Genomic DNA, 9,327 nt, shown 5'->3' with positions numbered 1-9,327 from the left:
GTAATTGCATCTTTTAAAGCGTCTTGTGCCTTGATTAAATCTGCATTCGCTTCCGATTCAACTTCTGCTTTTTCCGCCGCAATCGCATCTTCAACCGCTTTGTTTAAATCAGTTACAGCTTGCTCTAGCGTTGGAATATCTTCTGATGTTTGGGCATCTTTTGCATCTAATAACGCCTCAAGTACTGATTCTTTTTCCGCTCCATCAAGTACTGGATTCGTTGACTTTAATGCTTCTTCTGCATTTTTGATCGCTTCTTCAAGTGCTTCCTGAGCATCCTTAAGTTCAGCATTATTTGTAGCGAAAATTGCATTCTCAACAATTTTATTCAATACATCCGCCGCCGCTAATACATCATCTGCATCAGTGAAATTCCGTGCATCTTGAGCATCAATTAAACCTTGTAATACCTTTTCTTTTTCTTTGCTGATTAAAACTGGTTCCGCAGTATCTTTAACTGCATTTTTAGCCTTGCTAATAGCGGCCTCTAATATTTTTAATGCATCAATAAGTTCTGTATTACCCGAGCCATCCCCGTTACCCGAGCCATCTCCATTACCCGAGCCATCTCCATTACCCGAGCCATCTCCATTACCCGAACCATCGCCATTACCCGAACCATCTCCGTTACCCGAGCCATCTCCATTACCCGAGCCATCTCCATTACCCGAGCCATCTCCATTACCCGAGCCATCTCCATTACCCGAGCCATCCCCGTTACCCGAGCCATCTCCATTACCCGAACCATCGCCATTACCCGAACCATCTCCGTTACCCGAGCCATCTCCGTTAGAGTTTCCATCATTATTAGATTTATTAGAATCAAAACTATTCATCTCATTGATACCAAAACCAACGGCAATTGCACTTGCAATTGCAGCAGTTCCCATTACCAATTCATTATTAAAAATTGAAGTGTCTTTGTATAAATAATCTGTAAAACTCTCAATTGGTGTGTAATCAACAACTTCAAACAAACCTTGTTCATTGAGTTGAGATAAATTCACTTCATAGTAAGCACCTGATGAATCTTTAATCACCAGTTTATTTAAATCTTGGCCGTTATAATAATCTTTAATTGTGATTTCTTCGCCGGAATGCAAAGAAACTATGAGATCATTTCCATCTTTATAGATACTTTTTACATTCGCTCTTTCTACGTTTAATTCAACAACTACAGGATTATTAGTAATACCATTTTCAATAACTTGACCCGTTTTTTGGTCATAAATCGCAAATAAAGACATGAAGCACCCCATTAAAGTCGACTAATTCACTAAACTTTATTTATCAGATTAATTTTCACGTTACAATCGTATGTTTTTTGTATGGTTTTAATAGATGAAAATTACTATTATTACCACTTGAGTTTAAGTCAATGATTTTTAATATAATTTATAAATCACCATTATTAAATTAAGCTAAATAATAATATAAATTATTGTTTATTAAGGTTTTTTTAATTATCAATTTTATTTACAAAATAATATACAAAAGCACACTAAATGTTGCATTAGTACACATTATATTAAAAAACAATATATTTTACCCATAAAAAATACAATACTCCCCCACAAGAAATACAAAACTTTTCAATAAAAAAGGCTAAACAATAGTTCAGCCTTTTTTATATTTAATTAACAATTTTGTTCAAATACTATTTCTTCTGCACTAAAATAGAGCCTACTGAATACCCAGCACCAAATGAACATAGAACACCATACTCACCATCATTGACTTCATTCGCTGTACGGTGCAAAGCAATAATTACACCCGCAGATGACGTATTTGCAAACTCATCAAGAATAATAGGTACAAGTTCAGGCTTCGCTTCAGCGACTTCCTTACCTACAAGCAATTTCAAAACAAGTTCATTCATGCTTGCATTGGCTTGGTGCAACCAAAAACGCTTCACATTTGTTGGCTCAATTTCATTTTTAACAAGTTGCTTCGCAATCATTTTTGCAACAAGCGGACAAACTTCTTTAAATACTTTACGACCATCTTGGCTAAAGCGCTTGTCATCTGCATTCGTTGTTTCACTTGGGTTTAAGAAACCAAAATTATTACGAATATTATTTGAAAATTGCGTAAATAAATTAATATCTAATACTTCAAAACCAGCTTTAGTTTCTGTTTCTTCAATAATAGAAGCTGTCGCAACATCACCAAAAATAAAATGGCAATCACGTGAACGGAAATCTGTATGACCCGATGTAATTTCTACGTTTACAAGTAAAACTCTACGTGCGCCTGCTTTAATCGTGTCAAAAGCCTGCTTAATACCAAATGTTGCAGCAGAACAAGCAACATTCATGTCGTATGCATAGCCATGAATACCAAGTGCAGTTTGAATTTCAATTGCTACAGCAGGATATGCACGTTGTAAGTTAGAACAAGATAAAATAACAACATCAATATCTTCTGCTGTAACGCCTGCATTTTCCATTGCTTGCTTAGCGGCTGCTACGCCCCATTCAGCTTGAATAGACAATTCATCATTTGAACGTTCACGTAGGTTAGGACGTAAACGATTGATATCCAAAATACCTGTTTTTTCTGAAACATAGCGACGTTTTACGCCTGAAGCTTTTTCGATAAACTCAGCACTTGAACCACGAAGTGCTTCTAATTCACCTGCGGCAATTTTTTCAGCATTATCTTCGTTATAACGTTCCACATAAGCATTTAAACTATCGACCAATTCTTGGTTGGTGATAATATCTTCTGGATGATAAAGGCCAGTACCTGTAATGCGGATGCCCATGTAAAACTCCTATTCGAAATTACTTATATATTAACTGATTCCAAGCTTATCCCATACTTTTTGTATGCGCGTTGGAGATATTGGCATCTTGGTTTTCATTGGTTGAGCAAATAAAGAAATTCTCAATTCCTCAACCATAAAGTAGACTTCTTTAAGTCGCACATCATTTTTGTATTTAAATAGTTTTTCCATCCACGGATCAACATCTACAATGGCGGCATTATCTCGCGTTAAGTTATTTGGCAAACGCTCTAAACGCTGTACCAATGCTTTTAAATAACGAGGAAACTCTTGCCATACATCTGGTGATTTTTCATATACAAAAGTAGATAACATCATTAAATCAAGTTGATCTTCAACATCATCAATATTCTTTCCAAAAATTGAATCATCTAGAACCAAAAGCTTTCGACGAATATCCTGCCATTGAATATAAATATCACTCATCATGCTTAAAGCAGTTTGACCATGTGTTAAGAAATTTTTCTTCACATCTAACACAAGTTTTTGGAATTCTTCTGCATTTACAGGAAGAGATTGAATAGACATTTGCAAGGTTGCATACACAAGCATTTGTTCAAGTTTGGCTTTATCGCCCAAGGGTGAATATGCCAACGCAAGCGGTTTAGATATTTGCTTTTTCAATTGGCGTGTTAAATCGCCTAATTGCATATAAATCAAATGAACAATACCGTCACGATGTTTTTTAATTGCCTCAAACTGATCATTAAAAGTTTGAATGACCACGCCCGATTCATCTTTCTGTTCTAAATTCGCAAAAGTTTTGCTTGGTACTAAAGCTTGATACTGCTTAACAATCACACCTGTAACTTTTTGCGATGCTTCAAACACAAAACTTTCTGGGAAGGTTTTAAACTCACCTTTTAGTTGCTTAACAGGACTATGCGTTTCTGTACGACAACGTGATTTTAACTCTGCTAAATCACGCCCTTGTTCAATCACACGACCCTTTTCATCAATCACTTTTATAAATGGCAATAAATATTCATCTATACGCTCGAACGAAAAGTCTTTTTCGGTAATTTGATCGCCACGTAACTGAAATGCCAAGAAATTAAAAATGTGCTGATTAAGATGCATTGCATCTACACGCGACATTAGCTTGCGAGCTGTGTCAGGAATTGGAACTAAATTACGTCGCTTATCTTTTGGTAAAGCTTTCAATAAAGCTTCAATTAAATCTTGTCGCCAACCCGGAATACCCCAAGACCAAATCGCCTCATCCACTTGTGGAAGCGCTTGCACAGGAATTTTAACCGTCGCACCATCTTGATCATGACTTGGATCAAAACGATACGTTGCCGCTAAACGTAATTCACCATTACGTAAAAAATCTGGGAATTGTTGCGTAGTCGGACGGTCGTTCAACCAAAGTGCATCATCTTCCACAAATAAGTAACGTGGATTTTTCGGTTCAACCGTAGCTCGCCAATCTTCAAATGTTCGTCGACTTGCAACTTCAGGTGGCACTTTAGATGCATAAAATTGATAAATCGTTTCTTCATCGACCACTAAATCACGACGACGTAATTTATCTTCAACACGCTCTACTTCTTCTAATTTAAGTAAATTATGTTTTAAAAATGGCGGTGTAATGCCCAAATTACCCGTGGTTAAACCATCACGTAGGAAAATTTCATGCGCAGCAGGTTGATCTACTTTTTCATAATTAATTGGGCGTTTAGGCTCAATAATTAAACCAAATAATGAAATTTGATCGTAAGCATTCACCACGCCAGATTTTTTAGACCAATGCGGTTCGAAATAGTGATGCTTCAGTAAATCACCCGCAGCCAGTAAAATCCATTCAGGTTCAATTTTCGCAAGCGTACGAAGATAAACTTGAGATGTTTCAACCATCTCAAATGCCATGACCCAAGGCGTATTGGTTTTATGTAATGCCGATGCAGGGAAAATTCGTGCCTTTTGCTGACGCACCGCCATAAACACATTTCGTTCATCTGTTTTATTGGCAATAAAGGACAACAAACCTGTTAAAAGCGCGCGATGTAAATTTTCATAATTGGCTTTCTTTTCATTAAATGAAAGATTCAAACCTTTGGCTAAATCGACCAATTGTTCATGCGTTTTTTTCCATTCACGTAAACGTAACCAACTTAAGAAATGATTTCGTGCAAATGTACGACGTTTATTTTCGCTCATTTCACGATTTGAAACTAAGGTTTCCCAAAGTTTGATGTAGAACAGAAAGTCTGAATCTTCTTCACGGAACAAAGCATGCTTTTGATCGGCTTGCATTTGCTTATCTGCAGGACGTTCACGAGGATCTTGCACAGCTAATGCTGCAACAATAATTAAAATTTCATTCAACACGCCAAAATGTGCCCCACCCAAAATCATTCGAGCAAGACGTGGGTCAATTGGCATTTTTGCCATTTGCTGACCAATTTTAGTGAGCGAATCTCCAGCCTTAATATTCCCCCCTTTACCAAAGGGGGAAGAAGTTGCTGATTTTTTTTCATCAGCAACTTTAGGTGAATTTTCTTTCGAATTGGATGATTTCTTCTCCACCATCGCCCCAAGCTCAATTAAAAGCTTGCGACCATCATTCACTAAACGATGATCAGGTGGTTCAATAAAATCAAAATCATCAAATGTGCCTAAACCCAAACTTTGCATTTGCAAAATTACAGAGGCTAAGTTCGTACGTTTAATTTCTGGTTCTGTAAATTCAGGACGACCTTGAAAATCATCTTCAGAATACAAACGAATACATACACCAGGTGCAATACGACCGCAACGACCTTTACGCTGATTTGCAGATGCTTGAGATACAGCTTCAATTGGCAAACGTTGCACACGAGAACGGTAGTTATAACGTGAAATACGCGCAAAACCGCTATCAATGACATAACGAATATTGGGTACAGTTAAGGCAGTTTCGGCAACGTTAGTGGCAATAATAATACGTCGACCACCACCAGTTGGATTAAAGATTTTTTGTTGTTCTGCTAAAGCCAAACGTGCATACAAAGGCAAAATTTCTGTATGTCGTGGACCAAATTTCTGTAAAGTTTCTTGAAGCTCACGAATTTCTTGTTCTGTACTTGCAAAAATAAGCGTATCTGCATATTCAGGATGCCCTTTATCTTTCGCGTCCTGAAAACATTCTTCTACTGCGGCAACAACAGCGCGAGGTAAGTTTTCCTCAAAATCATCAAATTCATCATCATCACTACCAACAATGCTCATTTCTGAAATTGGACGATAACGCACTTCTACTGGAAAACTGCGCCCTTCCACTTCAAAAATTGGTGCACCATTAAAGTAATTACTAAAACGTTTTACATCCAAAGTTGCAGAAGTAATGATTACTTTTAAGTCTTTACGACGTGGTAAGAGCTGTTTTAAATAGCCCATAATAAAATCGATATTGAGTGAACGCTCATGCGCTTCATCAATAATAATGGTGTCGTACTTTGTTAAAAAGCGATCATGAGATAATTCTGCAAGCAAAATACCATCCGTCATTAAACGTACGATAGAGTCCTGCGAACCTTGCTCATTAAAACGAACTTTAAAGGAAATAGATTCCCCTAATTTTTCGCCCACTTCTTCTGCAATACGTTGTGATACGCTACGTGCAGCTAAACGTCGTGGCTGTGTATGACCAATTAAACCTGTTAAACCACGACCTGCAAGCATTGCAATTTGCGGTAATTGTGTTGTTTTACCCGAGCCCGTTTCACCTGCCACAATAATCACTTGATGCTTTTGAATTGCTTCAATGAGCTTGTCTGCAGATTGAGTTACAGGTAAATCTCGATTGAGCTTAATATTAGGAATACGCGTAATACGTTCACGTACTTTTGCATTTGATTTTTCTAGTAATTCTTGATGTTGTTTTTCGTTGGCGTCTTTACCTTTACGCAATCGATTTAAACGGTGAAGATCTTTTGCCATCACCATATTATCTACATTTAAATCTTTCGCAACCAAGTGAACGCCCTACAGCTTAACTAAAAGAGAATATTCTACTCGTTTTCAAATAGATTCCCAATTGTTACACGACAATGTTTTCACAATAATTGTTCAATAAATTTTAAAAGTTTCATTTTGGAGAATTTGGAGAATTAATTACTTTTATAAATCCAATGCTGTGCAATTTCCTTAAAGCTATTTTCATGCACAAGATAATAGACTTTTTCACATTGATAAGGCTTTGAACTTCGGCTTCCTGTCACAACCAACAAGCGACTATTATTTTGGAACTCATAATCTCTGCTTATAAAACCATGAGTTTGACTATAACAATCTGAAAAGTTTTGTGGATGTAAAAAGCCATAACCCGTTTTAGCATTATATGTTGCAAGCGCCTGACAACCGCCACCACAACCAAAAGAATCTAAAACATAATGACCTGCAAAATTTATTTCCTGCTTTGAAAGCTCAGTAAGTAAGGTTCTATATTTTTGATTTTTACCTTTCAAAATAATGTTCTTTGCGAAAACATCTTGGGTATTTTGAACAGGATAATCTTCAAAATTTATGCTTTCAGCCTTTACAGATGTTTGAATTACAGCAACCATCAAACCAACTATAAATACATTATTTTTCATGTTTTACGTATCTCACATTTGGAATAAAAATTAAGCAATATCAATTATTACTTAAATAATGAACTATAAAATTTACGAAATTATTTTAATTTTTGCCCTTGATTTTTAGTTGCTACGGCTCCATCTTTAATAACAAGCATAAATGAAGATTCTTGTCATATCAGCATCATATATGTTCTGTTAAATGATAAGAAATATCTACTTGTAGAAACAGTAAAATCTTTCAATTCGGTTTTTCCGATTTTAGTTATGTAAAAATACTGTTTCAGCAAGGCTCAAAATTTCTATAATCTTATGGAAAACCAAGACTCACCTCAATCATGGAGACAATGATGAGCTTAATTAATACTGAAGTTAAACCGTTCAAAACAACAGCATTCCAAAATGGTCAATTCATTGAAGTTACTGAAGCTGATCTTAAAGGCAAATGGTCTGTAGTATTCTTCTACCCAGCTGACTTTACTTTTGTTTGCCCAACTGAACTTGGTGACCTTGCAGACAACTACGCTGAATTCAAAAAATTAGGCGTTGAAATCTACTCAGTTTCTACTGACACTCACTTCACTCATAAAGCATGGCACGATTCTTCTGACGAAATCAAAAAAATCGAATATGTAATGGTTGGTGATGCTAACTGGACACTTGCTAAAAACTTCGACGTATTAATTGAATCTGCTGGTCTTGCTGACCGTGGTACTTTCGTTATCGATCCTGAAGGTAAAATCCAAATCGTTGAAATCAACGCTGGTGGTATTGGTCGTGACGCTCAAGAACTTCTTCGTAAAGTTAAAGCAGCTCAATACGTACATGCTCACCCAGGTGAAGTATGCCCTGCTAAATGGAAAGAAGGCGACGCAACTCTTGCTCCTTCAATCGACTTAGTTGGTAAAATCTAATTTTAATTAGATCGTACTGATTCAAAAAACCACGCTTTTAGCGTGGTTTTTTATTGTTAAGCATTTCATTCATTATTCAAAAAATAAATAAAAATCTTACATTTATACGTTGATTCATTCCACAATTATGATATACATAAATAAAACTTATTTATAAACAACAATAAAGTTTTAACACAACATAAAACATGATAATAACGAGGTTGCTTATGGAAAAAACAATCGCTGTTACTTTTTACAAATACAATGCCACATCTAGATATTTAAAAATTTTTTACAACAATGGACGTGCCGATTTGTTCCATCCAGTTCCTGAATTTATTTACAATAATTTAGTTCGATCTGATGATAAAGCATCATTTGTTCATAAATATTTAGAATATGACCTCAGCTTCAAACGTGTTTCTATGCAATAAATAAAAAAGCCATCAATGCTAAAATTGATGGCTTTTCTTTAACGATGCTTTTTATCAATTAGTTATATGTCACTAAAAATAGTCCCGCACCAATAGGCAAAATTGTTGTACTAAATTTTGGATTATCACGGACTAAATTTAAAAAATCATTCACTTCAGACTCATGTGAAACCACATTATCTACAACAAGCAAACCGCCTTTTTCTTTTAAGATTTGTGGTAAGTAATTCCAATAATCACAATATGCATCACGTTCTGCATCCAACAAAATAAAGTCGAACTTTTCTGTGGTTTGACGCAAATAATCTTGTGCATCAAAAACTAAAAACTCAACAAAACGATCAAGTGAAAAATCGACTGCATTTTGATGTGCAAGCTCCGACCTTTCAGCGTCAATTTCCAAAGTAGTAATTTTTGCTGAAGTTGCTTGCGCTGCATACGCCAACCACAAAGTGGAATAACCTGTTGATGTACCAATTTCTAAAATACGTTTAGATTGTTGCGCTCGAATGAGTACATTTAATAATTCAGCAGATTCAGGCTCTATATTTCTATAACGTTTTAAACGATCTGAATGAGCCTGATCATGTGCTTGAAATTGTTGATATAACGCATCGATTTTTGCTAAAAAATTCTGACTCATTTTT

The 9,327-nt window shown here is 35.9% G+C and carries 7 protein-coding genes; 2 read left to right on the top strand and 5 right to left on the bottom strand.

Going from position 1 to position 9,327, the window contains the following annotated elements; genetic code table 11:
- The 4 genes from SKM54_RS06570 to SKM54_RS06555 all read right to left on the bottom strand — a co-directional run.
- A partial coding sequence (locus SKM54_RS06570) for a BapA/Bap/LapF family prefix-like domain-containing protein (protein ID WP_321094801.1) occupies nucleotides 1-1,247 on the bottom strand: 1,247 nt, incomplete at its 3' end.
- 410 nt (nucleotides 1,248-1,657) lie between these two features.
- Entirely contained in the window at nucleotides 1,658-2,767 is a 1,110-nt protein-coding gene (locus SKM54_RS06565) for a beta-ketoacyl-ACP synthase III (protein ID WP_321094799.1), read from the bottom strand.
- Nucleotides 2,768-2,797: 30 nt separating this feature from the next.
- The gene (hrpA, locus tag SKM54_RS06560; protein ID WP_321094817.1) at nucleotides 2,798-6,718 is read right to left on the bottom strand and encodes an ATP-dependent RNA helicase HrpA; all 3,921 of its coding nucleotides are present in this window, start codon (nucleotides 6,716-6,718) and stop codon (nucleotides 2,798-2,800) included.
- Between the two features lie 164 nt (nucleotides 6,719-6,882).
- Nucleotides 6,883-7,368, bottom strand: coding sequence for a hypothetical protein (locus SKM54_RS06555; protein WP_321094797.1), 486 nt, complete (start codon nucleotides 7,366-7,368; stop codon nucleotides 6,883-6,885).
- A 332-nt stretch (nucleotides 7,369-7,700) separates the two neighbouring features.
- Between SKM54_RS06555 and ahpC the strand changes: the two genes are divergently transcribed.
- Together ahpC and SKM54_RS06545 are read left to right on the top strand one after the other, a co-directional pair.
- The gene (gene ahpC / locus SKM54_RS06550; RefSeq protein WP_154773664.1) at nucleotides 7,701-8,264 is read left to right on the top strand and encodes an alkyl hydroperoxide reductase subunit C; all 564 of its coding nucleotides are present in this window, start codon (nucleotides 7,701-7,703) and stop codon (nucleotides 8,262-8,264) included.
- Between the two features lie 209 nt (nucleotides 8,265-8,473).
- Nucleotides 8,474-8,680 (top strand): KTSC domain-containing protein, encoded by a 207-nt coding sequence (locus tag SKM54_RS06545; RefSeq protein WP_154773665.1) that lies wholly within the window; start codon nucleotides 8,474-8,476, stop codon nucleotides 8,678-8,680.
- Nucleotides 8,681-8,738: 58 nt separating this feature from the next.
- On the opposite strand, the gene SKM54_RS06540 is transcribed toward SKM54_RS06545, so the two are convergent.
- A complete protein-coding gene (locus SKM54_RS06540) occupies nucleotides 8,739-9,323 on the bottom strand; it encodes an O-methyltransferase (RefSeq protein ID WP_321094794.1) in 585 nt (194 codons plus the stop codon).
- Nucleotides 9,324-9,327 lie beyond the last annotated feature (4 nt).

Origin of the sequence: Acinetobacter faecalis (genome assembly GCF_034187745.1) — a bacterium.
Lineage (GTDB): Bacteria > Pseudomonadota > Gammaproteobacteria > Pseudomonadales > Moraxellaceae > Acinetobacter > Acinetobacter faecalis.
This window is presented reverse-complemented; position numbering and strand designations above follow the sequence as displayed.